Raw genomic sequence first — 24,038 nt, forward strand, 5'->3', positions numbered from 1 at the left:
ATACAATTTCTATGTATACTTTATCTGTTACTACTATTATCGTCAGCTTTCTACATTTTTTAAGACAAAAAAAAGAAGAGTTTTACTCTTCAACAATTAAACCCTTTTGTCCACTAGAAATCCACTAAACTCTGCAATACGAGCCATTAAGTCAAGAAATTCTTTTGAGGGAATCTCCTTAATTACCTCTTGAGTATCTTGATTTCTTACTTCAACATAATAGCGATCTGTATCTTCATGCAGATTAAACTTAAGAGAGGTCATATTTAGCTCAAACATTTTGTTCATGCTGTCTATTTGGGCAGAGATTTTTTCTTTATTATCTATTGTTTCTTCTTGGTTAGATGGGAGAATACTATCTTTAATAACATACTCGCTTTTATCCATATTTTCCGAAGTACCAATATTTTTCTGTATATGGGATGACTGGGAAAAGGAAGGTTTTTGAATATTCATATCAGTTCCCCTTATTCGTTTTCTTTTTATATCGGAATATTCACTATTATTTATAGATGATCTTTACAATATTTTTCATAGTCATATGAAGCAAATAAAGAAAATGGGAAAAAAAGATGTAAGGGGCTGAAAAGTGGATATATTTTTTTCCATTAGAAAAGAGCAACCTGTTCGGCTACTCTGCTATTGTTTTTATAGTTTCAGATCAATGTTCCCTCCAAGATGTGGCTGGGCTGCCATTTGGAGGGCTCCTACTTCTGCACTTGCAATCATCTTTGTTAGTCCCTCTGCACCTTGTTCTTCCTGGTCTAATGATTTCTTCATGACTGACATGGAAGCTTGATGCTGGACTTTTCCTTGGCTTAATGCCAAGGAGAGCAAGGCTATGTCCATTTGATTATCCTCCTTTATTTCAGTTAAATTACTTTATTAAGAGACTAAATACGGGTTAAATGCCTTCTCTAGTTCTTCTTTTAGCTTTTTAAATTTTGGTACAAAGTTGAATTGAAGAATCTCTTGAACTTTAGCGTAGTTCTTTTCTTCAAAAGCAGTCACAACTAATTCGGCTGATTTACCAAATTCAGTTTGTCTAGCCAGAATTAATTCTTGGTTTAAGTCTTTGACAACTTGTTTAGTTGTTCTACCAATGCTTTCATAGGCTGTGAGTACATCCTCAAACAAGAAGACAGTTTGCTCATGTTTACCCTCGTTTAGTAACTTTTGAATGTGTTGTAAGCCTTCTACAATGGTTTCAGAAAGCTCTAATGACATTTTCATGACTTCGATGTGTTTTTCCATGTGGCACCTTCTTTATATTTTTATATAAAACTCACGTTAATAATTACTTTTTCTCTAGGTTGTATATCTCTCTCATCTTCCCTTATTACTTCGTTAGCTAGATTAATCGTAATTAATAAGTTCGGTAAATAACTACTGTATTTATCTTAAACTTCTTCTGTTGCTAATACAATCTCATTAACTCCTTTAACAGCGAGACTGGGTTCATTCCTCTTTGTAAAAAAATCAGTAATATCAGATACTATAACTGCTATGTTAAGCTTTATATGAGGTATAGTAGCAAATACTTTATTAGTTTCACATTTAATTAATTAGCCACTATATTTCACTCTAATAGTTGTGATATGTATGAAAAAAGAGACCCTAGAAATCTAGAGCCTCCTTTGTAGTTGTTAATTAAAATTATCCTAATAACTGCATTACAGATTGAGGTTTTTGGTTAGCTTGAGCAAGCATAGCTTGAGAAGCTTGACCTAGAATGTTTGCACGAGTCATTTCCATTACTTCTTTAGCCATATCTACGTCACGGATACGAGATTCAGCTGCTTGTAAGTTCTCAGAAGAGTTATTCAAGTTAGAGATTGTGTGTTCTAAACGATTTTGGAATGCACCCAGAGTTGAACGCTGGCTTGAAACACTCTCAATTGCATCATTAATAACACTGATTGCTGCAGATGCTTTTTCATGAGTAGATACATCTAGTGCAAATTCTACGTTATCGTTGTTTGTTCCATTTGTTACAGATTCTACTTTTGTAAATGACGCTTCTTTTCCATTCTTAGCCATTGCTGTGCCAGCTGCATCTGTACCACTAACACCTAATGCTTGAGAACGCATATCATTGATTTGAATTGTCATGCTTTGACCAGAATTAGCTCCGATTTGGAATGAAGCCTCAAATGTTCCACCTACAACTTCTGATTCAAGAGCTCCAGCCTTTGTATTAAAGGTAAATTTAGTACTCTCACCAACACCAAGCGAATCAGCGATGTCATCAACTTTGATAGTAGCTTCACCAATTCCATCATTAGCCTTTAGTGTAAATCCTCCTTCTTGACCAGGAGTAAATTTCACTTCTGTTCCAGCTGTACTGTCATTAGCTTCAGTAAGTTTCGCTGAATAATGTTGCTGACTAATTGAGAAAGTTAACTTTGCTGCAGCATTAATAGCAGCAGCCGATAAATCATTGTCCATTGAAATAGTTAAATCCTTAAATGAAACACCACTTGATCCCAGAGTAAACGATTCATAACCAGCTACATCTTGGAAGCTTCCAGCACTGTCCATTTTTTGTAATTTTAATTCACCATTTCCACCAGCATCTGCGGCTACTAATTGATATGTTCCATCTGTAAGAGTAGTTTCGCTAGATATACTTACGGAATCTCCACCATCAAAGTGAACACCATCTGTACCTATTGTATTAGTTTTAGCTGCATTATATGTTACTTCTACTGTTTGTAATCCATCTTCAAGTCCCTTTGCAGATACTACAGATTCACCAACTAACTTATCATTTCCAGATTGGTTAGAAACTTTCACTTGTGAGTTATCTGCTAATAATACTGAATTTCCTGCAGTACCGGAAGTCTTAGCTGCTATTACTAATTTATTTGGATCAGATAGAGATTTACCAACATTTACATTTGTCAACCAGCTATTATTATTGGAAACTCCATTAACAGTAGTTCCAGTACTGTTATAAAGTGCATTTACAACTTTATCTACAATAGCTTCAGAAGAACCAGTACCTTTTAAATCAATAGAGAAGTCGGCATCTCCTTTATACGCCCCTTGTGAGCTATCATAAAAGTCTATCTTCTTTCCATCTAGTACAAATCCAGTTCCTACAAGCTCATTAGCTGCCTTTCCAGTAAAATCGATTTCAGCAGTAGCATGTGCCCCCGCACTTGCTTGAGTTATTGCTTCACCAAAAGTTGCAGATGCCATTGACTCACTTGTGCTAAAATTAATAGTTCCATTTGTTCCATGGTCTAAACCTGTAAGTTTACCAGCAGAGAATGCCATCGCTTTTGCAGATACAAGAACATCGGCATCAGATGTCATGTCAATTTGGTAATTTGCCTTTAGCTCTTCATCTGCGTCTATTGCTTGTTTTAATGCTTTAGAAATTGCATCAGCTGTTGCTGTTGCTGTGCTAGTATCACTAATCCCAATTTGAGTTGCTGTTGAATTAGCACCAGTTATATTCTTATTTAAAGTAAAAGTTAACTCTTTTTCACCAAGTTTGAAAGTAAGTTGTTTACCATCATCTGCAGTAGTGAAGTTATTTGTAACTGTAAATGTCTTAGATAAGTTTGCTGCAACTCCTGCCTCACCCCCTGCTAATTGAGCAGGAATTTCAAGGGATGATCCTTTTGATACTTTTGTTGCGTCTTGCCCTCCACCATTTAATAACTTCTGAGTATTGAACTCAGTTGTATTACCAATTCGATTGATTTCAGATGTTAATTGGTTCATCTCTTTTTGAATCTCGTTACGGTCAACTTCTACGTTAGTATCATTTGCTGCTTGTGTAGCTAGCTCACGCATACGTTGTAGAATGTTATGAGTTTCTTGTAATGCACCCTCTGCAGTTTGGATCATTGAGATACCATCTTGAGAGTTACGGCTTGCTTGGTCTAAACCACGTACTTGAGCACGCATTTTTTCAGAGATTGCTAGACCTGCAGCGTCGTCTCCTGCTTTGTTAATACGAAGACCTGAAGATAATTTCTCCATTGCTTTCGCACTTGCATTGTTGTTAATTCCCATCTGACGGTACGTGTTTAACGCTGGAATATTGTTGTTGATAATCATTGGTTATTTCCTCCTTGAAATGTTTGTTTTCCCACATCCATGTGGTGAATTTGATAACAAAATAAGAGATTGGCGGCCGTCCAAAGCTCTTATTTTGTTTTACACTCATTATATCGACCTAGTTTAGTTCTTTTTTAATAGTTTTTGCTTATTTTTTTAATTGAGTGGTAAATTTTTTTAGTATGTCAATTGTTGTGTGGGCCGCTTTTGCGTTTTCTTCTTGGATGGAGAGGTAGATTTCTTTTCGGTGAATCTCGACTTCTTTAGGGGCATTTATACCTATTTTGATTTGTTCTCCATCTATCGAAAGAATCTTTATCTCAATGTCAGATCCAATTTTTATGGCTTCGTTTGGTTTTCTTGTTAGCACCAGCATTATTCCTGCTCCTCTCCTTGGGAGGGTGATTTTTCAAACAATTTGTGCTTCGTTTGATAGATTTCTTCTACCAGTAATAGTTGCTTGCCTAGTTTTTCTTTTGTATTGATAATGATTGGTCCTTTTAAGTTGGCTGTTGTTTCGTCAAAAGGTTCTTTTATCGTTAATATTGAAAATGTCGCAATATCTTCTTTATTGTCGATTTTTAGTTTTTCTAGAATTTGTTCTGGTAAAGAGAACTCATATGATTGGAAATAGGCGAAAGGATTAATTAATAAAAAGGCAAGTTCAGGTGTTTGTGTTGACTGGAGAACAAAAAAAGGCGTATCGTCATTTAATTCTAGGACAATAAATCTTTTTTCCTCTTCAAAGCTTGGAATTCCACTTTCAAAAGTAATAATTGTGTTTGGTTCAATTTCGAGTTTCCCATGATATTTTGTTTCAATGATCATATTTTCACCGCTTATCTCTTTTTATTTTTGAAGGTCAATCTGAAATGAAATAGCTGATTTTTGTTTTATATATATTCTAGTATGCCCTGGGTTTACGTTAACCGTAACCTTATTTGGGTTTATTTGGATTTCTGGAGCATTTTCTTTAATATCAAATTTTAGAGAGCCTGGACGGTATTGAATTTTCACCTTAGAGGCTGATGACGGGATGAAGCCTATGTTAAATTCGAAATTAGGTGGCTCGCTATTCGTTTTCGCTATTTGAGGCAAGACACTCCCTTTGTTTTCGATTTTCATCATTTGATCCCCTTGTTGGACTGCTTTTGCAACAGCCTTCATCGCTTGTTGTCTGCCTTTAGCTGCCCACTCCTCATTTCGTCTAAATATGTGTTTTAGCTCCGCGTCTGCAAAGGCTTCAGTTTGATCAATAGTTAGCTGTCCCTCATTTTTTATGTATCTTATATCTGCTGCAGGCTGCTTTATGAATAATTCAGCTTTGGGCTGCCTCATTTCAATTTGCGTAGGCTGATATTGAACTCCGAGAAGAGCCGGCTGCGCTTTCACTTTTAATTGAGGTATTTGCATCATATCCCCTCCTTGTCCTCCTATGAAAAATAGCTATCTATAATAGATAGCTATTTTTCATTAACGTAAGAAATCCATCAGTGTTGGCTGAATAATTCTTGCTCCCATCGCTAATGAAGCACGGTGCAAGCTTTCCTGTATTTTAAGGTCGATGATTGCTTTTTCAAAGTCAATATCTTCGTTATCAGACATCGTGTCCTTTGCAATTACTTCTTGTAGAGCCAATCTTTGTTCAATAAGCTCTACTCGATTGTATTTCGCACCTAAGTCTGCTCTTTCATTTGTCACATTGTCCATGTGCGCTTCTATTTTACTTATAAAGGGATTAATTCCATCCGCTTTTTGACTTGGCTCTTTTAATGCTTTAACTAAGTCAGTGATGTCTCGAAACATTTCTGGAGAGAATACATGCTGCGGTCGAATATTAATATCGATATTGATTCCTTTCATTACCTCAATATTCACATCTTGCTTATTCGTCGCCACTGCGTTTTTGCCTGAAAGAATTATGTCTTGCTCTGTAATCGCATCAGGTGTATTCGTAGCATCGGCGATGTCTCCATCAAATTCAATAGATATTACATCTTCTTTTGACGCTTCTTTATCGATATTAATCGTAATTTGCTCGTTTCCATTCGTAAACACATAATTATTCGTCGTTACAGCACCTGCCGTGCTAGAACTCGAACTTGAGAACTGAAAATGCTTCCCTTGATAATGAAGCATGTAGTCCCCTCCATTTGCTAGGGTTAACTCTGAAAGACTTTTATTAATGCTAGCTATATCAACTGGCTTACTGTTTGTATCTGTACCATTAAAAATATATTTATTATTTACTCTAGTATTTGCAAGTGATTCTAGATGGCTTAATAACTCATTAATTTCCTTTGCTACTCCATCTCTTTGGTCGGGAGTATACGTCTCATTCGATGCTTGAATTGTTAATTCCTTGATCCGATGAAGTACATTTGTAGTTTCATCTAATGTTGCATCTGCATTATCCATCCAGCTGTATGCTTCACTGAGGTTTCGCTTAAATTGCTCCACCTCTACGACTTGAGATCGATATCTCATGCCTTTAATCGCGACAACTGGGTCCTGAGACGGACGTGTAATTTTCTTATTCGTATTGATTTGATCCTGAATTTCCCCATATCGTTCATAGTTATTGCTGATATAGGATAAGTTGTTGCGGATAAGCATATTTTGAGTTACACGCATGTCTAGTCACCTACCTTATCTTCCTACTACACCCATATTATTTATAATTCGATCAAGCATTTCATCTACCATAGTGATATTACGAGCAGCTGCATTATATGCATGCTGAAACTTAATCATATTTGTCATTTCTTCATCAAGAGAAACGCTTGAAACCGACTCTCGTCTCGTTAAAGCCGAGCTTGATAGTACTTCAGTACTTTTTGTCATTTGATTTGCTTGATTCGCTTTTACCCCCATATCCCCTATAACTGATTGATAAAAACTTGTTATCGTGGTAGAGGTTCCGCCATAGTCTTGAACAAAATCTTTAATATTTGCTAATGCTGCTGCATTGGATCCACTTCCAATAAAAGCTGAGTCTTTTGGTGTAATTCCACCGTTATTTGCAATTGAAACCGTCCAATTGTCTCCAGCCACTTCTCCAGCAATCGCAGAAAAATCGATTTTCACTCCTGGATAACCAGGCAGTTCAGCTATTTTATCACTATTCAAGGATAGCACTCCAGTAGTATTTCCCGTGCCTCCTGGTGTTGAAATAGTATAATTCCAAGTGGTTCCAGACCAGCTCACTTGCACATCCATGCTCGGTTCCCCAGCTGGAAGCTCAAATCTTCCCGTAATTTCGGGTTGACCTGTAGATGTATTTAATGGTAGGACGGTTGGTGGTTGCATTTGTTGAGAAATCGTTGTTCCTTCTGCAGCAGCTGAGATATTATCAATGCTATCCCAAATATGCTGGGAAAGCTTTAAACTTTTTGCTGCTCCTGTCGGATTATCTTCAGTAGGATTCGCTATGGAACTATCAAAAGTAAAAAAGTCTTTTCCATCCTTTATTCCTTTGTTAATCTCAGTAATACTCCAGCCTGATCGATGAACTTCGTTAAATGCCTGCGCGAATTTAAAGGCCATTTCATCGAGGTTTTTTAACATATCTGGATAGATTCCCTTAGTGCCACTATCCGTTTGATAGCCATATGACTCGATATGTGCTTTTAAACTACCTGTTGTTTGATTTTTAAACGTCTCAAACTTAGCAAATGAATAGGCAGGAGTATTTAACGGGTCATACGGATTTTGAGCAAATCCATTAGTTCCTCCACCTTGTGTATCTAATAATCTTAGTTCAATACCAGCTACTGGGTTATTTACATTGCTTGAATCATACTTAACGGATACACCAAATGCTTGATTAAGAATGGTATCCACCAATTTAATATTTTTTCCATTGTCATCCTTTATAATATTCCCGTTGTTATCGGCTAAATAGATATCATAGACACCTTCTGCAATAGAAGAAGAAAGTCCTCCAGAGGATTTTGCGTCTACGCGAACATTTACATAGGATGATAGATTGTCAATTAACCGATCTCGCTGATCATACAAGTCATTAGGAAGATATCCGTGTACTTCCACATCTTTAATTTGCTGGTTTACATCATTCACTTGCTTCAGAATCGAATTGATTGCCTTTTGAGTAACATCTATTTCTGTTTTATAATCGGTTTGAACGGTTTGAAGACTATTGTAAATATAGTTAAATGTATCTGCTACAGTTGCTCCCCTTTGACGCACAACTGAACGAGCTCCCGAGTCTTGAGGGGTAACAGATAGATCTTGAAGTGAGGTCCAAAGCTCATCTAATGCATTCGCAATTCCTAAGTCACTAGGCTCATTCATAATGGTTTCTAATGAACTTAATGCTTGGTTTTGAGCAGCCCAATAACCTAGTTTGTTGTTTTCTGAGCGATATTGACCATCAACAAAGTTGTCTCTTATTCTTTGAATGGCTCCCGCTTCGACACCTGTTCCCATCTGACCAGGAAGCTGCGGACGGTTCATGCTTGGGTTAGGATACGGAGCTGTTTGATTGAAGTTCACTCGTTGTCTCGTATATCCAGGTGTATTTGCATTTGAAACGTTATGACCCGTTACATAAAGGGCACTTTGAGACGTTTGCATCCCCCGCTTTGCTATTTCAAGTCCAAAAAAAGTAGATACCATATAAGGTTTCCTCCAGTTTATGCTTTAGAATTAAAAATGGAGCGATTCAGCTCTTCATATTCACTCGATTGATTCGGCTTTTCATAGTTATAAGAATCGATAGTTGGATTAAGAAGATCCATTGATACTTGAATAAATTGCAATGATTGCTCTAATAGCTGCTGATTTAACCGATTTCTCTTCGTCAATGCTCCGATCGTCTCCTCTAGTTCTTGCTTGAGAGCTAGAAGCCTTTCCTGTTCGTCTCCTTCAGCAAGGTGAATGAGGTCAGTTATTGTTGGAGAATCCTCTTCCATTCCGTTCACTTCTTTTGAAATTGCGATTAAATCAGCTTCTATTTTCTTTATCACTTGAATATGCTTGGATTCATTCTTTATCAATTGGTTAAGGGGCTCTACGTCTTCAGATTTGATAATCTCTGTTTTTTGCATAGAGATGTTCACTAGGCTCTTTTGAAGCATGGTTAACTTCTCTAAATTACTAATTACATCTTTAATCGACATAGCTGCTTCCCCCCCTTACTTCTTATAAATTCCAGAAATCATATAGCTTGCGAGCGACTTCCTTTGGGTTCACTTGATATTCCCCCGCTTGAACTTGCTGTTGCAGCTTTGCCACTTTTTCTAAATGGGCAGCTTCCATTGGACTCGTCTTTTGTAATACCTTTGCTTCGCTTGAAATTTCAAGTTTATCTTTTTTAGATACTTTTTGAACCTGCTCGATCTTATCCGATGCCTGTCTATATGGATTGACATTTACACGGTTTACATTATTGATTTTCATGGAAAATTCTCCTTTCTTGAATTTCAAATCACGTCTTTTATCTATTTTCCAATTCAACGTATCGTTTCACTTTTTATTAATATCGTCAGATTTTCGATAAATTAAAGTATTGTAATTTAATTTTTATTGCTGTATTTTTTGTGGGATTCTGCAGAGTTAGAAAAAATAAAGAAAACCACTAACGGGTGGTTAGTAGCTTTACGTGTAAATATTTATCAGCAGACCTTTGATTTCTCCAACCATGTTTAAAATATCTAAGCCCTTCTTTTCCTTGTCTAATACAGCATTCGTAAGGTCGATCAGCTTTTTGTCTACTTCTTTTACGATTTTATATACCTTCGTTCTTCCCCTACGATTAAACCCTCTCTGCTCCTCAAGCTGCAAGCCGTTTTGAACTGCCTCATCCATAAACTCTTTTACTTTTTTCTTATATTTCCTTAAGTGGTCAACGGATCGGTTCTCCGCTAACACTTTCCCTTGCTCCTCAATTTCAGCCACCATCTGGGTAAGTCGGTCAAATATGACCTGTTGTCTTCCTTTTGCCACTACCTCTTGGAATGAAATGCTCTCAGTAGGTACATTTTTCTTACTTTTAACTCCATCAAGGCCTGCCTTACCAATTTTCTGAACATCCATTATAGAATCCCATCCTATTAATAAGTTTTTTTGTATTGTACCATAAGAAATAAAAAAAAGAGAGGCTGCTCGGCCGAAGGAGCAGACCTCTCTATCTCATTATCCTTGTAATAATTGAAGAACACCTTGTGGTAACTGATTTGCCTGAGCTAGCATCGCTTGAGCAGATTGGTTTAAGATGTTATTCTTCGTAAATGCCGTCATTTCAAGAGCCATATCAGCATCGCGAATACGTGATTCAGAAGATGATAGGTTCTCGTGAGTTACTTTAAGGTTGTTAATGGTATGCTCTAGACGGTTTTGAAGTGCTCCAAGTGAAGCTCTTTCTCCGTTCACTCGTTCGATAGCCGTATCAAACACTTTAATTGCAGCTGAAGCCTTTTCATGTGAGCTAATATCGATTGAGTATTCAACAAACCCTTCTGTTAAACCATTAGAAACAGTCTTTTCTACGTTAAACGCGGCTCCTTCAATTAGGTCCCCATTTACATCAACAATCTTCGTTCGAGGATCTGTTGTAGAAATTCCTAACATCGGAGAACGTACATCGTTTAATTCCACAGTTAAAACTTGGTGCTGGTTTGGCCCAATTTGGAGATTCGATTTGAATACATCCCCATCTCCCGTGTTCGAAAGCATAATCGTAGGGATAACAGCCGTTTCGTAGTCTGGTCTTTGTTTAAGAACAACCTCATTTCCAGTTCCTTCAACAAAATATTTTTTCCCAAGATCAGGGTTTCTTTCAATCGCTTTTCTTAAGTTCTCAGCTTGCTCGGATAGGACTTCACTATGGCGCATCGATTTACCCGTATTCACATCATCATTGTGCTGTGTAGAGTCATTAACTACTTTGATCTCAATTCCATCAATTGTATATGACTGTCCTACAATCGAACGCTCAATGTTAAATTTAAACTCACCTGGGATTGCTGCAGTTAGGTCTGTTTCTGGTTTAGTGATAGCTGTTCCTGAACCAGCTACTTTTTCATCAAAAGTTAAGGTTGTACCTGAGATTGAGATATCATAACCAGTAGTTGCGTTTGAGAAAGTAGCATGTGCTTCTAGTGCTTGCTTTAAACTGTTTGCTTGATCACGCGCATTTCCATCCACACTAAATTCTGGAGGAGTAGCAGTAGGGTTTGCTGTTCCTTTAACACCTTTAAATTCCACTCCAGCAATCTTGATTGTTTCATTCTCTCTAAAAACATTTGTAATATCAATTTCATATTTTCCTTTTACTGCTGGTGCTGCAGTACCAACCACTAGATGATCAAAATGAACGGTTCCTTGTGCGTTACCGATTGTACTAATTGTTGGGTTCCCAGCTGCTACTACTGCTGATTTTTCCTCTAGTATTATCTTGTTATCAATAACACTAACATTGAATCTTGGTGAAAGTGTTGCATTTGCTGCAATTGTATTTTTAATATTATTTGCTTGTTCTGAAGTTGTATTCCCTAAATTAATCTGTCCTGTTGATTCCCCGAATGTAAATGTTTGACCTGCTATTGAAATTTGCTCACCTTTAACAAACATTTTATTTAAATCAAGTTCAAATTTTCCTGGAGTCGTAGCTGGAACACTATTTGTAATAATATTAAATATAGCTTCTCCCTCTGTTAATGCCACCCCATACTTCTCAACTGTCGGCGCAATTTTATTTGCTCCACCGTTTAGTAGCTTCTTTGTATTGAATTCAGTTGCATTTCCGATACGGTTGATTTCTGATGTTAGCTGGTTTAGTTCTTTTTGAATTTCTTTACGATCGGATTCAGTGTTTGTGTCATTTGCTGCTTGTACTGCTAGCTCACGCATACGGTGAAGCATGCTGTGAACTTCTGTCAGTGCACCTTCTGCCGTTTGAATTAAAGAGATGCCATCTAATGAGTTTCTTTCTGCCATTTGTAAACCACGGATTTGCGCGCGCATTTTTTCTGAAATAGCCAAACCTGCTGCATCATCAGCTGCACGGTTAATACGTAATCCGGAAGATAATCTTTCTAAGTTCTTAGAAGTATTAAACTGATTAGAAGATAAGTTGCGATAAGCATTTAATGCTTGAATGTTATTATTAATTCTCATTTTGCTTAGTCTCCTTTTACTCTACGGTTAGAATGTGTTTTTCGTATGCATTAGCTTTTTGACGTATCGGGTTCGCTTGTTTAATTGGTTTGCTTTTAATTGCTTGACCCCACGATCCGCTTAGTTCGTTTAAGATTTGTAGGACTTCTTCAATTTTGTTAATATCTTTATTCATATTAGCTTCAATTAACTTCTCTGACATATAGTCATAAAGCGCATCTAATTGGTCCGCTATAATTCCAGCTTCATAGTTAATTCCTGCATCTAATCGGTACAGGATATCATTTGATTTGGTTAATAGTCTATTCGTATGGTAATAGTCCTTTTGTTTTATGGCTTCAATAGCTTCTTCTAAAGCTACGATACATCCTTCATATAATAAAGCCGTAATTTCCTGAGGCGATTTTTTATAGATTAATTCTTCTGTTAAGAAGTCAGTCATCAAGGTACACCTCCTAATTTACGTTATCTGTTTATTTTATCGGTCTAATTTTGTAAGTGTTTAATAGTTTTGTTAATAGTTTTTTTCCATTTCTTCTATTAATACTAAAATTTCCGCCATTACTGAGTAAAGCTGAGGGGGAATATTATCTCCCAGGTCCATGTCCAAGAGGTTTGAGACTAATGAAGAGTCCTCTTGCATATGAAGGTTATTTTTCTTTGCTAGATCAATAATTTGCTGGGCAACCTGACCTTTCCCTTGGGCTACAACGATCGGCGCTCTTCCCGTTTCTTCATCATATTTGATCACAGCGGCAGAAGGACCGTTTATTTCTCTTCTTTTTTTCTGATTATAAAACTTAGTAACCATCATATCTTGAAGTCCATTCCTTTCTCTGTAAATACTGGTCTTAACGGCTTGGCAGCGGCATGATTGGGTTGTTCTTCTTGCGTATTGGTTGTAGGAGCATTCATCTTGGCGAAGCTAATGCTATTCACGCTATAGCCTATTTCATTTAATTTTTCTTTCGCTATTGCTGCAATGGGTTCCATTTTTTCTTTAAACCCCGGTTTATCATTTTTTATCGTAATAGAAAGATTCCGTTCCGAGGATGTCAGCATTACACCTACATCACCTAGCTTATTTGTTTCTAAAAGGAAATAAATACTACAATTTTCCCAGTCTACCTGTTCACCCTCGTTTTTAGAGTTAATAAATACCTGAATGTTTTCTGGCTTTCCTCCTAGTAGCATTGGAAGGTTAAAAAACATACTTTGCAACGAGCCTGATGCGTCCGATTTGCTTAGCAACTGTTGTCCTGTAAGGTTATTCAATGCTTGCTCCGCTTGTTGCATGACTTTCGGACTTGTTTCTTCTCCTTCTCCTTGAGCAAGCTTCATTAACGCTGCCTTCATGTTTTGTTGCTGTTGACTTTGCTCTTGTTGAAAAGATGAATCCCCTTTTTGAAACACTAGTGATTTTCCTAGATCACTCTCGTGGTTTAAACCTAGCGTACGGACGGCTTCAAACATTTGTTTCGCAGATGGTTCTTGGGTTGATATGTTTTTTGTCAGGTCACCATAATGGTTTAACAGCTGATGAGATGGCTTTGAATTTTCCAGCATCAAGCTCTCTTTTGAAGCATAATGAACAATTTTTTGATCTGTTGGCTTAAAGTTGATTTTATCGACTAGCGTCTTTACTTCTTGAACTATTTTAGATGCTTGAGAATGCTCTCCTTTGGCTAGTAATTTCTTTGCTTCTGCAAGTTGAGAGCTCGCATTAATCAGTTTCTTTTCTGTTTGCATGTCAGTAAACAGCATAATATCACTTTTTAAGATTGCATTATCCAGTTTGCTTATTGCAGACTCGAGCATTTGCTTCGCCTGAGGATAGGCATTGTTCTTAAACGTTTGAATAAGTTTATCTACATGATCTAAATTCCTTGTTATTTCACGTTTAAGTTCGCGGAAGTCATGTGTAACTTGAGCTAGCTTTTGAGTGACTCTTGTAACCAATATGTCTTTAGATGGAACGTTGAGTCCTTGCAGTTTTTCATTTATGTCATAGTTTTCAGCGGCTGACGTAGGTTCTGACTTAGAAGCAGGCTCTGTCTTAGTTAGGTCTTGTTCCATCTCAGTTAAGGTTTTAGAAATTTCTTGGCGAGCTGCCATCTCCCTACCCTTTTCTTGCAGCTGGGCTGCGCGCTCCAATGAATTCTCGGCCTTTTCTATGTTTTTCAGATCAATATTCGGGTTGCTCGAGATTTGTTTACGGATAGTATCTAGTGCAACATCTAAGCTTGGTTCATTTTGGAGCTGCTTGATTGCTTGTTTGATTGTTTCACTAGGAAGGACGGCTTTCCCTTGCTTCATTTGTTGTTCTGGATTCATTTCAACAGAATCTTGTGACTTTGTAGGATCAACTTTCTGTTGAGACAGCCCTAAAGATTCCTGAACTTGCTTTAACATATTAGCAATGCGCTCTCGACCTGCGTCATTAAGCTGATTTGCCTGTTTAGCCATTTTTTCAAGGTTATTTGCTAGTACTGGATCTAGCTTTCTACTAGATGTAATTTCGTCTAAAATCTTTTTTACAGAAGCTTTTACATCCTCTTTTGATTGGAGCTCATTACGAATATGTTTTACTGTTTCTTTAAGTTCATCAGTGGCCGTTGTAGCTTTAGTGGCTTCCGTTGTGTTTCTCGCCGTGTCATTAAGTTGAGCTTCTACAGCTTGGGGTTTACCTTGAGCTTCCGTTTTTGTTAATTCCATATCCGCCTGCGTTAAAGCTTGCGTTAGACGCTCTCTTCCTACTGTTTCTCGGCCCACCTGTTGAAGCTGGCGTGCTTCTTGTAGTGCTTTCTCCACCTTTTGCGCTACTTCCCGGTCGATTTTCGGATTCGTGACTACCTGTTCACGTACTTTTTCAATCGCTTTGCTTAGATCTGGTTCCTGTTGTACTGTTTCTTTTGCTTGCTTTATGATTTCGCTTGGACGTTGCTCTGTTGCTGGCGCTTGCTGCTTAGGAGATGCCTCCATTTTTCCTAGCTCATTCTCCACCTGCGTTAAGGCTTGCGTTAGGCGCTCTCTTCCTACTGTCTCTCGGCCCATCTGCTGAAGCTGGCGTGCTTCTTGTGGTGCTTTCTCCACCTTTTGCGCTACTTCCCGGTCGATTTTCGGATTCGTGACTACCTGCTCACGTACTTTTTCAATCGCTTTGCTTAGGTCCGGTTCCTGTTGCACCGTTTCTTTTGCTTGCTTTATGATTTCGCTTGGACGTTGCTCTGCTGCTGGCGCTTGCTGCTGCTTTGAGGAAGCCTCCATTTTTCCTAGCTCATTCTCCGCCTTGGTTAATGCTTGCGTTAGGCGCTCTCTTCCTACTGTTTCTCGGCCGATTTGTTGAAGCTGGCGTGCTTCTTGTACTGCTTTTTCAACCTTTTGCGCTACTTCCCGATCGATTTTCGGATTGGTGACTACCTGTTCTCGTACTTTTTCAATCGCCTTGCTTAGATCTGGGTCCTGCTGCACCGTTTCTTTTGCTTGCTTTACGATTTCGCTAGGTTTTTGTTCTATTGTTTGAAGATTCTTATTCGCACGACTCATTTCTATTGATTTGAGTTCATTTTCTAATGAATTCAATACACTTCCAAGCTGTTCTTTTCCTGCAGTGATTCTACCTTGTTTTTGCAAGGAGGCAACTTCTTCTACTGTTTGTTGTACTTTTGTAATACTTTGTTGTGGAAATCGACTATCTCTTACTAACTGGACTTGAACACGATCCATTGCTTTTTGAAGATTAGAGCTTTTCACTAGGTCACTCTTTATTTCATTTACAATAGTTGAAAGGCTTTCTATAGCTGATTTATTTGGTTGGATTTGAGTTATTTTCTCTGGCTGCTGGTTGTTTTTCCATTCAAGGTGATTTTCAGCCTTCCTTAGTTCTTGAAGTAATCGCTCTTTTCCAATGGATTGTAGTTTCTCTGCTTCATTCGCAGCTTTTTCAATTTTAGCTATAGATTCCTTATCTAAACCCGGCATCTTCCATACTTCTTCTTTGACTTTCCTCACTGCCTCTTTTAAGTTAGGTTCATTTTCGACTACCTGCCGAAGATTACTTAACGCATCCCTAACCTGCTTATTTACAGCATCGTTCTGTGGTAGATTCAAAGAATTAGACTCGGAACGTAGAACCTTAGTAGTAGAAGTAGAAGCGTTATTCTCTATACTTTTAGAAGAATGATTTACATACTGATTTTGATTAGACCCTTCTATTTTAAAATTCGGATCGAGTTCCTTTGCTATGTTCTTTAGGACATCGCTAAGTCGATCCCCATGCAACGCTTCGTGGATGGCTTTTAAATGGACTTGTGTAACCTCTAGTTTTTTATTCGCCAATGCCTTGACTGTATCTATCTTTGATTCTTCCGATCCTTTTGCTTTATTAAAAAACGATTTTAATTCTTCTACAACTTCCTTAGATAGAGGTAGCCCTTTATCCAATAAAACTTGAGCAGCCTTTTTTATTTCAGGAGAATCAGAAGAGTTGATACCTATACTTTGAAATGCCTTAGCCGCATTCGTTGACTGAACTTCCGCTTTTATCGACTCAGATGCAATAGCTTTCACTAATGTTGCTTGATCTTTTTGGCCAGATATCTGAACAGTTACAGGAGATTGAGACGGGACAGCTCCTTCGAATTTAACAGGGAGCTCTTTCCCTCGTATAACAAGAACTGCCTCTGAATCCGAAACTCTCTCTTTAATTTGTGCCCTATATATTTCGCCTTCTTTTAACTCAAGAGGCTGATTTGTCGTTTGTGTATTATTAGTAGTAAACGTTTGTTGGTTTATTTGCATTCGCTCACGTCCTCATTCTTACCATCTAATCTATATATCGGAGCATCTTCCTATTTATTAATTTCTATCTTTTAGAAAAAGAAAAACCGCATGCTGCGCATACGGCTTACTTTTCTTTGAATTTATCATCTACGCTAAAGTATGTAGCGTGCTTTTCTTTTTTTAATCGTTCTACTTTACGCTGTTCTTCTTTTTCTAAGCTTTGCAATTGCTTTCGAAGAAGCTCTGAACATGGATCACAAATTTTCCCTTTTTGTATTAGCTTCCCACATTTTTCACAAGGGTAGCCTAAGTTTGGGAATTGTGTTAATTTCAAACGACCTTTTTTAATAAATTTAATAATTAAAGCTTCATCTACTCCAGTGGCTTCTTCTACTTGAGTCATTGTAGCGGTTCTATTTTCTCGCTTTCGAATAAAATTATAGACTAGTTCAAAGGCTTGTTCTTCTTCTTTCCAACATTTCTGACATATATCACGAAATTTAGTTAAAACAAAAATATCTCCACATTTAGGACAGTTGCTTAATTCATCCATTGATGATCCTCCCCACAGAAACACTTTTCCTCCATTATATCTTTTAGCGTAGAGGATGGAAATGAAAATTCTAAGACATCTTATCCTCTAGCTAGAGTTATAGAATGAATTTGCGATGCCCCCGCCTCTCGCAACACCTTCCCCGCATGCCTAAGCGTAGACCCCGTCGTATAAATATCATCCACTAATAGGACTCGCTTCCCTTCAACGTCCACTCCTCTTTCCACACGAAACACCTGCTCCAGATGAATTCGGTCCTCTCTCGATTTCTTCGATTGTTTTTCAGAATGTGTTCGCGTTAAAAGGTAGGCTGGTGTATGTCCTGCTTGAACAATTAAAGCTTCTGCCTGATTGAAGCCTCGTTCGTCTAATCGTTCTTCACTTAAGGGAATGGGGACGAGGAGTTCATAGCCTTTTAGCAGAGAAGAGAGCTGTTTAGCAAAGATTTTGGAGAGGATATAGTCTCCGCGGTATTTGTAACGGGCGATTAGCTCTTTGAGGAAATCATTGTAGAGGTAAAGCGAGGTGTTCTTTATCAATGCCCCCTTCCATTCTTCGTCTCTCTCCCAACGAAAGCAGTCATAGCATAGCTCTCCTTTCTGATATTCCTTTGATAGTAGATTGAACGAACGATGACAAACACGACAAGTTTCCCCTTCGATTCGAGATAATTGCTTTTCACACTCCTGACAAAGGAACCATTCTTCTTCTTTCAAGATTAGCGTATGCCAATTAACCTTTTGCTGAATTTCATTATGACAGGTGAGGCAGTTCATACGTCTACTAGCCCCCTTTTTACAGCTTGATGATTCATTTCAATAATTTGTTTCCTAGCTCGAACGATGGCGGTTGTCTTCCCATAATGAAAAAAGGTAATATTCCCTGATGGATAGGCGAAGCTGCGCCCTACCCTTCCAGCGATTTGAACTAGGGCACTTTCAGTGAATATATGATTCTCAGCCCCTAGTACAGCTACATCTACATTCGGAAAAGTGACGCCCCTCTCAAGAATTGTCGTGGTCAGCAATAATGAAATTTCCTTGTTTCTCATTTTATTCACTTTTTCTTTGCGATCAGGATCTTCAGCATGAACAGATTGAATTGTCGGATCGATGGTTTGGAGGATGAGCAATACCTTTTCCATGAGATCTATTTTTGGCAGGAATAGGAGGGTTTGCTTTTTCGAGTGAATTCGATTTTGGAGCCAGCGAAGGACATTTCCGGGAAGCTTTCCCTTTTTCAATTTTTTCTCCCAATTTCCACACCACACGAATTGAGGCACTGGTAGTGGATGGCGATGATAGCGGGCAGGAATTGTGACATATGGTCGTTTACCAAGCTGACAGTCCCTTTGCCATTTCTGATTTGGGGTAGCGGTTAAATAGATCATCGAGGAAACTGGTTTTCGTGCTTGATGGACTGCGTAATGTAGGGATTCTTCTACTGAGTATGGGAAAGCATCTACTTCATCTAAAATAATGACATCGAAGGCTTGATAAAATCTCATCAGTTGATGGGTTGTTGATATCGTAAGGGGTGAATAATGATGACGATCGTCACTTCCACCGTAAAGTGAAGCTATTTTCAAATGGGGGAATACTTGCTTGATTCTTGGGGTAAGCTCGAGTACTACATCTGTTCTCGGAGTGGCGATACATACCCGTTTGTTAGACAGCAATGCCTCTTCAATCCCTTGAAACAATACCTCTGTTTTCCCAGCTCCACACACTGCCCAAACTAGAAGATCTTCGTCTTGTTTAATGGCTTTCACTACTTGCTCGGAGGCGACTTTTTGCCCAATAGAAAGGGTCCCGCTCCAGTCTAGCTTTGGGGTGACAGATAGTGAAATGGCTGGTCCGTTCCAGCTAACTAACGGAGTACATGTACTCACTCGGCCCATCTTAATGCATTTTCGGCAATAGGTACACTCTTTTTTACATCGTGAACATGGAAAGGTGGCAAGCCATTCGGGGTGTTGGTTTCCACAGCGATTGCACTTGGGGGCTTTATTCTCTAAGGAGATTCCTTCGCGGAAAATAAGATGGTGTTGGTGCTGTTGTAATAGTTCTTTACTAAAAGGAAGCTCATCTAGAAGCAGTTGCTTTCCGATTAATAGTTGTTGAAGTTCGATATTGGGTTGTGTTGATTCCAATGGATCACCTTCGATCATATTTAATTAGCTTACTCTTTCAAAACCAACTTTCTGCTGGCGATATCAAGACACTACTTCTGTCATATGCAACAATACACTTATGCCACTCAGCATCACATTAGCCTTTTTAGACACTAGCCCTTCTATTGTTTTCACCTCCTTTTTGTCAGTATAGCATGACCAGCAAGGAAGCTACCCCGAATTTTTGACAAAAATAAAAAAACGTCACTCCAGCTATTGAAGTGACGTTTTTTCTATTTTTTTACCCATCCAAGTCCCATGGACCCTTCACCTAGGTGCGTCCCAATGACAGGCCCAAAATAGCTAATCATAAATTCTACGTGTGGATATTGAGCTTCAAGCTCTTGCTTCCACTCGATTGCTTCCTCTTCGCGATTGGCATGAATGATCACAGCACGATGTGGTTCACCGCTCGCAACCGCTTCCCCTAGAAGCTCAACAATGCGCTTCATGGCTTTTTTACGTGTGCGGATTTTTTCAAAAGGTACAATCATTTTGTCTTCAAAGTGTAGCAGCGGCTTTACTTGAAGAAGGCTACCAATAATGGCTTGTGCACTAGACAGACGTCCGCCACGCTGCAAGTGGGAAAGGTCATCTACCATAAAGTAGGCAGTAAGTGTTTCTCGCATTTCCTCTAAACGTGCCATAATTTCATCTGGGGATTTCCCCGCCTGAGCCATTTCAGCTGCTTCCAATACATAAAAGCCTTGGACCATACAGCTGATTTCTGAGTCAAATGGAAAGACGTGAATCCCTTCCACCATATTCCCTGCTGATACAGCTCCTTGATACGTTCCGCTAATTCCACTTGATAGATGGATACTAACTACGGCATCGTATTCCTTTGAAAGCTTTTCAAAGAGTTCTACAAACTCTCCTACCGCTGGTTGGGAGGTCGTTGGAAGCTCCTTATGTTTTACCTCTTCATAAAAATCTGCTGCACTTATTTCAACCTCTTCTTGATAGGATTCATTTCCGAAAATCACACTAAGAGGAATCATATGTATGTTTAATTTCTCACGCAATTCCTTCGGTATGTACGCTGTACTATCCGTAACGACTGCCGTCTTCATAAAAGTACCTTCCTTATACGTTTTTCTCTACTATATGCTTACTATTCATTTTATATGAAAAGGATTAAAAATGCATTATGTTTAGCATGGGCCAAGGAAAAATCATACAATTCCTTAAAATGCTTCTCTCCTTTAGTAGTGTACAAAGAAAGCATATTATAGCACTTGCTATATATGGTAATGTTTTCATATAGGAGCTTTATTACTTTAGTTCATCTACTAAAAAGAGAAGTACGTCCATTTAACGTACTTCTCTCCACATATCACCTCAAAAATTATCGAACTTCCACCCAACCATTTTTAATCGCCACGACAACTGCTTGTGTACGATCGTTGACGTTCATTTTTTGAAGAATGTTACTTACATGGTTTTTAACCGTTTTTTCACTAATGAATAGTGCTTCTCCAATTCCTCTATTGCTCTTTCCGTCTGCTAACAACTGCAGAACTTCACACTCACGACGCGTAAGTAAGTGGAGCGGGCGACGAATTTCAACTTGCTGAACATAGCCCTCACCACCAGCTTGCTCAGAAGCTAAACGGCGGTATTCATTTACTAGGTTATGTGTCACTTTCGGATGCAAGTAAGATCCTCCATCCGCCACCACTTTCACCGCTTCAATTAGTGCATCTGCGTCCATTTCCTTTAGAAGATAGCCGCTTGCTCCAGTCTTAAGGGCGTGTGTCACGTAGTTTTCGTCGTCGTGAATCGATAAGATAATGACCTTTGATTCTGGATATTTCTGAATTAATTGAGCAGTTGCCTCTACACCATTCGTCTTAGGCATATTGATATCCATAATAATGACATCCGGTTGATATTTCTCAACTAATTCAACTACTTCTGTTCCATCATCACCTTCTGCTACTACATCAAATGAACGTTCAAAATCTAGAATGCGTTTAACCCCTTCACGGAATAATTGATGATCATCGATAATGACAATCTTTGTAGTCATATAGATTTCCTCCCTGAGCCTTTATATGTTTTATATCAGATTTGTTATTGGTACTTGGATTAGTACAATGGTTCCCCTTCCGAGCTTTGAGTCAATGCTCATCTCTCCTTCAAGGAGTTCCACTCGTTCTCTCATCCCAATTATGCCAAAGGATTCTGGATTCTTTTCACCTACATCGAACCCCTTTCCATCATCCTTAATTACTACTGTGATATTTGCCTTAGAAAGTTCAATCTTCACTTGAATTTCTCTTGCTGCTGCATGCTTTAATGCATTTGTAACGGATTCCTGGACAAGACGAAATAGGGCTACTTCGTATTTAGTAGGGAGCCTTCGATTCTCCCCAATGCTGGTAAAATAAATATTGGTTTCCTTATGATATTCTTCGATCGTCTGTAAATATTTTTTGAGGGTAGGAACTAGGCCTAAATCATCAAGAGCCATAGGACGTAAATCATAGATGATCCTTCGTACTTCATATAAAGCATTTCGAACCATTTTCTTAACGCTCCGAATTTCTGTAATTGCCTCGTCTGCCCCACGTTCTTTATAGATTTTTTCAATTAAATCTGAACGCATCATGACATTCGCCATCATTTGAGCTGGTCCATCATGAATTTCTCTAGAAAGTCTTTTGCGCTCTTCCTCTTGAGCTTCAATAATCTTAAGCCCGAAGTCTTGTTTCAACTGAGCATCTTCCAATGCTTCGCCAACCTGCTTCAGGTCGCTCATTAAGTAATTCATGACAACTGTTATTTGTGATACCAGATGCTCAGCTCGTTCAATTGTCTCTGTTAGTCCTAGTAATCTTCTTTCAATATCATCTCTACGGTCACGAAGCGACTTCTCCATTTGCCGATTCATCGTAAGGTCCATTTGTAGTTGATGTGCCTTTTCGTATGCCTCGCGAACTTCCGATTCTGTATAATCATTAAAGTGTTTGCTTACCTCAGAAAGGCGTTTTCTCGCAAACCTCGTGTTAACCTCTAGCTTGTCCCCTTCATCGATTACTTGGATAACGAGACCTTTGACTTCCTTTAGCTCATCTGTCAGACTATCGTAATCCTTTCGACACTGTTCGCCTATGCGGAAAATTTCATCCTTACTATTTCCTACCGTGTCGATCATTTTCCCTAATATAAAGTCGAGTGTCTTTGTGTCAAATTTCTTTTTTGCCATTTTATCCCTCCAGGGGAAATATCAACAATCCTTGATACTCTTTGGAAATATTTTAGCGTGAAATCACTTTTCTTACTATCTAGATATATCAAAACTACCGAAAATTCGGTAAAAAGACGCAGGTTATCTCTATTGCCACGTGCCGAATGTCCTATAGTTACTATATCACGACACGAAGGCTTCTATGCCTGAAACAATAGAAAAATTTAATCCTAAAATGTATCTTGTAAAGTATAGCATGACAACGTGACAGTCACATTAAAGAAACATTACAATCTGTTGATAAACAGCTTCTTCAGAATAAACACATAAAATGTCGAAATAGTATAGAAAATGACGTATAATAGAGATTTGACGGAAGATATGTTGGAATAAGCGTTTAGCTATTCCCTTTGTAAGAGTGTTATTCTTTATCGAAAGGAGCGGTAGAAATGCTGCCCAATTACTATACCGTTAAAGGTGATGGAGAACACGAGATCACCATACAGAAATCACGATTTATCGCTCAAGTTGCCCGAGCTGAAACAGAAGAAAAAGCACAAGCTTTTATTCAACATATAAAAAAACAGCATTGGAATGCGACACATAATTGCTCCGCCTATTTAATTGGAGAGCACGATCAAATACAAAAAGCAAATGATGACGGCGAACCAAGTGGTACAGCAGGAGTACCGATTTTAGAGGTTTTGAAAAAAAAGCACCTAAAAGACACAGTTGTTGTGATAACGAGGTACTTTGGTGGAATAAAATTAGGTGCAGGTGGACTCATCCGTGCTTATGGAAAATCAACCTCTGAAGGAATTGAAGCAACTGGTGTAGTTGAACGAAAACTGATGCGCGTCATGCATACAAAGGTTGACTATACATGGATCGGAAAACTCGAAAACGAACTGCGCTCTTCCATTTATACGATTAAAGACATTCATTATCTAGACAATGTCGAATTTGAGGTTTTTGTCGAAGAAGCACAAACCGAGAGCTTTACCGAGTGGATGGTGGAATTGACGAATGGACAGGGAGCGATCGATAAGGGGGATGTGCTTTATTTAGAAGAGGATGTGAAGAAGTAAAAATTTCATTTTACGAAAAACAAAAAAAAATGTAGA

The 24,038-nt window shown here is 38.4% G+C and carries 23 protein-coding genes and 1 pseudogene; 1 reads left to right on the top strand and 23 read right to left on the bottom strand.

The window, feature by feature from the left end; all coding sequences use genetic code 11:
* Positions 1 to 96 precede the first annotated feature (96 nt).
* From LS684_RS18585 to LS684_RS18695, 23 genes and pseudogenes are all read right to left on the bottom strand, one after another.
* Positions 97 to 456, bottom strand: a complete 360-nt coding sequence (locus tag LS684_RS18585) for a flagellar protein FlaG (protein ID WP_233808306.1) — start codon at positions 454 to 456, stop codon at positions 97 to 99.
* Positions 457 to 648: 192 nt separating this feature from the next.
* A complete protein-coding gene (locus LS684_RS18590; protein ID WP_233808307.1) occupies positions 649 to 849 on the bottom strand; it encodes a YjfB family protein in 201 nt (66 codons plus the stop codon).
* A 36-nt stretch (positions 850 to 885) separates the two neighbouring features.
* On the bottom strand, positions 886 to 1,254 hold the full coding sequence (locus LS684_RS18595) for a DUF8042 domain-containing protein (protein WP_233808309.1): 369 nt from the start codon (positions 1,252 to 1,254) through the stop codon (positions 886 to 888).
* Between the two features lie 402 nt (positions 1,255 to 1,656).
* Entirely contained in the window at positions 1,657 to 3,321 is a 1,665-nt protein-coding gene (locus LS684_RS24235) for a flagellin (protein ID WP_432418836.1), read from the bottom strand.
* A 335-nt stretch (positions 3,322 to 3,656) separates the two neighbouring features.
* Positions 3,657 to 4,074, bottom strand: a pseudogene (locus LS684_RS24330) (flagellin N-terminal helical domain-containing protein); the annotation flags it as partial.
* A gap of 148 nt (positions 4,075 to 4,222) precedes the next feature.
* Positions 4,223 to 4,450, bottom strand: coding sequence for a carbon storage regulator CsrA (csrA, locus tag LS684_RS18610; protein ID WP_233808311.1), 228 nt, complete (start codon positions 4,448 to 4,450; stop codon positions 4,223 to 4,225).
* Positions 4,450 to 4,902, bottom strand: a complete 453-nt coding sequence (gene fliW / locus LS684_RS18615; RefSeq protein ID WP_233808312.1) for a flagellar assembly protein FliW — start codon at positions 4,900 to 4,902, stop codon at positions 4,450 to 4,452. The genes csrA and fliW overlap by 1 nt, the downstream gene beginning before the upstream one ends.
* A gap of 21 nt (positions 4,903 to 4,923) precedes the next feature.
* Positions 4,924 to 5,490, bottom strand: coding sequence for a DUF6470 family protein (locus LS684_RS18620; protein ID WP_233808314.1), 567 nt, complete (start codon positions 5,488 to 5,490; stop codon positions 4,924 to 4,926).
* Positions 5,491 to 5,547: 57 nt separating this feature from the next.
* A complete protein-coding gene (gene flgL, locus LS684_RS18625; RefSeq protein WP_233808315.1) occupies positions 5,548 to 6,708 on the bottom strand; it encodes a flagellar hook-associated protein FlgL in 1,161 nt (386 codons plus the stop codon).
* 15 nt (positions 6,709 to 6,723) lie between these two features.
* Positions 6,724 to 8,712 (bottom strand): flagellar hook-associated protein FlgK, encoded by a 1,989-nt coding sequence (gene flgK, locus LS684_RS18630; RefSeq protein WP_233808316.1) that lies wholly within the window; start codon positions 8,710 to 8,712, stop codon positions 6,724 to 6,726.
* A 17-nt stretch (positions 8,713 to 8,729) separates the two neighbouring features.
* On the bottom strand, positions 8,730 to 9,215 hold the full coding sequence (locus tag LS684_RS18635) for a flagellar protein FlgN (RefSeq protein WP_233808318.1): 486 nt from the start codon (positions 9,213 to 9,215) through the stop codon (positions 8,730 to 8,732).
* Between the two features lie 22 nt (positions 9,216 to 9,237).
* Positions 9,238 to 9,495: a flagellar biosynthesis anti-sigma factor FlgM gene (flgM, locus tag LS684_RS18640; protein ID WP_233808320.1), complete on the bottom strand. Its 258-nt coding sequence runs from the start codon at positions 9,493 to 9,495 to the stop codon at positions 9,238 to 9,240.
* Positions 9,496 to 9,693: 198 nt separating this feature from the next.
* Positions 9,694 to 10,131, bottom strand: coding sequence for a YaaR family protein (locus LS684_RS18645; RefSeq protein WP_233808322.1), 438 nt, complete (start codon positions 10,129 to 10,131; stop codon positions 9,694 to 9,696).
* A gap of 99 nt (positions 10,132 to 10,230) precedes the next feature.
* Positions 10,231 to 12,213, bottom strand: coding sequence for a flagellin N-terminal helical domain-containing protein (locus LS684_RS18650; protein WP_233808324.1), 1,983 nt, complete (start codon positions 12,211 to 12,213; stop codon positions 10,231 to 10,233).
* Positions 12,214 to 12,229: 16 nt separating this feature from the next.
* The gene (gene fliS, locus LS684_RS18655) at positions 12,230 to 12,655 is read right to left on the bottom strand and encodes a flagellar export chaperone FliS (protein WP_233808325.1); all 426 of its coding nucleotides are present in this window, start codon (positions 12,653 to 12,655) and stop codon (positions 12,230 to 12,232) included.
* 72 nt (positions 12,656 to 12,727) lie between these two features.
* On the bottom strand, positions 12,728 to 13,027 hold the full coding sequence (locus tag LS684_RS18660) for an EscU/YscU/HrcU family type III secretion system export apparatus switch protein (protein ID WP_233808329.1): 300 nt from the start codon (positions 13,025 to 13,027) through the stop codon (positions 12,728 to 12,730).
* Positions 13,024 to 17,013, bottom strand: a complete 3,990-nt coding sequence (locus LS684_RS18665) for a hypothetical protein (protein WP_233808330.1) — start codon at positions 17,011 to 17,013, stop codon at positions 13,024 to 13,026. Before LS684_RS18665 ends, LS684_RS18660 begins: the two co-directional genes overlap by 4 nt.
* A gap of 106 nt (positions 17,014 to 17,119) precedes the next feature.
* Positions 17,120 to 17,548 (bottom strand): TIGR03826 family flagellar region protein, encoded by a 429-nt coding sequence (locus LS684_RS18670; protein WP_233808331.1) that lies wholly within the window; start codon positions 17,546 to 17,548, stop codon positions 17,120 to 17,122.
* Positions 17,549 to 17,628: 80 nt separating this feature from the next.
* On the bottom strand, positions 17,629 to 18,324 hold the full coding sequence (locus LS684_RS18675; protein ID WP_233808332.1) for a ComFC family protein: 696 nt from the start codon (positions 18,322 to 18,324) through the stop codon (positions 17,629 to 17,631).
* Positions 18,321 to 19,718, bottom strand: a complete 1,398-nt coding sequence (locus LS684_RS18680) for an ATP-dependent helicase ComFA (protein WP_432418783.1) — start codon at positions 19,716 to 19,718, stop codon at positions 18,321 to 18,323. The genes LS684_RS18675 and LS684_RS18680 overlap by 4 nt, the downstream gene beginning before the upstream one ends.
* Before the next feature lie 236 nt (positions 19,719 to 19,954).
* A complete protein-coding gene (locus LS684_RS18685; protein ID WP_233808334.1) occupies positions 19,955 to 20,794 on the bottom strand; it encodes a DegV family protein in 840 nt (279 codons plus the stop codon).
* A gap of 275 nt (positions 20,795 to 21,069) precedes the next feature.
* Positions 21,070 to 21,753 (bottom strand): response regulator, encoded by a 684-nt coding sequence (locus tag LS684_RS18690; RefSeq protein WP_233808336.1) that lies wholly within the window; start codon positions 21,751 to 21,753, stop codon positions 21,070 to 21,072.
* A gap of 30 nt (positions 21,754 to 21,783) precedes the next feature.
* A complete protein-coding gene (locus LS684_RS18695; RefSeq protein WP_233808337.1) occupies positions 21,784 to 22,932 on the bottom strand; it encodes a sensor histidine kinase in 1,149 nt (382 codons plus the stop codon).
* A gap of 431 nt (positions 22,933 to 23,363) precedes the next feature.
* Between LS684_RS18695 and LS684_RS18700 the strand changes: the two genes are divergently transcribed.
* The gene (locus tag LS684_RS18700) at positions 23,364 to 24,002 is read left to right on the top strand and encodes a YigZ family protein (protein WP_233808339.1); all 639 of its coding nucleotides are present in this window, start codon (positions 23,364 to 23,366) and stop codon (positions 24,000 to 24,002) included.
* Positions 24,003 to 24,038: the final 36 nt, after the last annotated feature.

Source organism: Cytobacillus spongiae, from assembly GCF_021390075.1.

Excerpts from the sequence above, each read along its gene's own strand:
- LS684_RS18585 (WP_233808306.1), bottom strand. The coding sequence starts at position 456 with ATGAATATTCAAAAACCTTCCTTTTCCCAGTCATCCCATATACAGAAA.
- LS684_RS18590 (WP_233808307.1), bottom strand. The coding sequence starts at position 849 with ATGGACATAGCCTTGCTCTCCTTGGCATTAAGCCAAGGAAAAGTCCAG.
- LS684_RS18595 (WP_233808309.1), bottom strand. The coding sequence starts at position 1,254 with ATGGAAAAACACATCGAAGTCATGAAAATGTCATTAGAGCTTTCTGAA.
- LS684_RS24235 (WP_432418836.1), bottom strand. The coding sequence starts at position 3,321 with ATGACATCTGATGCCGATGTTCTTGTATCTGCAAAAGCGATGGCATTC.
- csrA (WP_233808311.1), bottom strand. The coding sequence starts at position 4,450 with ATGCTGGTGCTAACAAGAAAACCAAACGAAGCCATAAAAATTGGATCT.
- fliW (WP_233808312.1), bottom strand. The coding sequence starts at position 4,902 with ATGATCATTGAAACAAAATATCATGGGAAACTCGAAATTGAACCAAAC.
- LS684_RS18620 (WP_233808314.1), bottom strand. The coding sequence starts at position 5,490 with ATGATGCAAATACCTCAATTAAAAGTGAAAGCGCAGCCGGCTCTTCTC.
- flgL (WP_233808315.1), bottom strand. The coding sequence starts at position 6,708 with ATGCGTGTAACTCAAAATATGCTTATCCGCAACAACTTATCCTATATC.
- flgK (WP_233808316.1), bottom strand. The coding sequence starts at position 8,712 with ATGGTATCTACTTTTTTTGGACTTGAAATAGCAAAGCGGGGGATGCAA.
- LS684_RS18635 (WP_233808318.1), bottom strand. The coding sequence starts at position 9,215 with ATGTCGATTAAAGATGTAATTAGTAATTTAGAGAAGTTAACCATGCTT.
- flgM (WP_233808320.1), bottom strand. The coding sequence starts at position 9,495 with ATGAAAATCAATAATGTAAACCGTGTAAATGTCAATCCATATAGACAG.
- LS684_RS18645 (WP_233808322.1), bottom strand. The coding sequence starts at position 10,131 with ATGGATGTTCAGAAAATTGGTAAGGCAGGCCTTGATGGAGTTAAAAGT.
- LS684_RS18650 (WP_233808324.1), bottom strand. The coding sequence starts at position 12,213 with ATGAGAATTAATAATAACATTCAAGCATTAAATGCTTATCGCAACTTA.
- fliS (WP_233808325.1), bottom strand. The coding sequence starts at position 12,655 with ATGACTGACTTCTTAACAGAAGAATTAATCTATAAAAAATCGCCTCAG.
- LS684_RS18660 (WP_233808329.1), bottom strand. The coding sequence starts at position 13,027 with ATGATGGTTACTAAGTTTTATAATCAGAAAAAAAGAAGAGAAATAAAC.
- LS684_RS18665 (WP_233808330.1), bottom strand. The coding sequence starts at position 17,013 with ATGCAAATAAACCAACAAACGTTTACTACTAATAATACACAAACGACA.
- LS684_RS18670 (WP_233808331.1), bottom strand. The coding sequence starts at position 17,548 with ATGGATGAATTAAGCAACTGTCCTAAATGTGGAGATATTTTTGTTTTA.
- LS684_RS18675 (WP_233808332.1), bottom strand. The coding sequence starts at position 18,324 with ATGAACTGCCTCACCTGTCATAATGAAATTCAGCAAAAGGTTAATTGG.
- LS684_RS18680 (WP_432418783.1), bottom strand. The coding sequence starts at position 19,718 with ATGATCGAAGGTGATCCATTGGAATCAACACAACCCAATATCGAACTT.
- LS684_RS18685 (WP_233808334.1), bottom strand. The coding sequence starts at position 20,794 with ATGAAGACGGCAGTCGTTACGGATAGTACAGCGTACATACCGAAGGAA.
- LS684_RS18690 (WP_233808336.1), bottom strand. The coding sequence starts at position 21,753 with ATGACTACAAAGATTGTCATTATCGATGATCATCAATTATTCCGTGAA.
- LS684_RS18695 (WP_233808337.1), bottom strand. The coding sequence starts at position 22,932 with ATGGCAAAAAAGAAATTTGACACAAAGACACTCGACTTTATATTAGGG.
- LS684_RS18700 (WP_233808339.1), top strand. The coding sequence starts at position 23,364 with ATGCTGCCCAATTACTATACCGTTAAAGGTGATGGAGAACACGAGATC.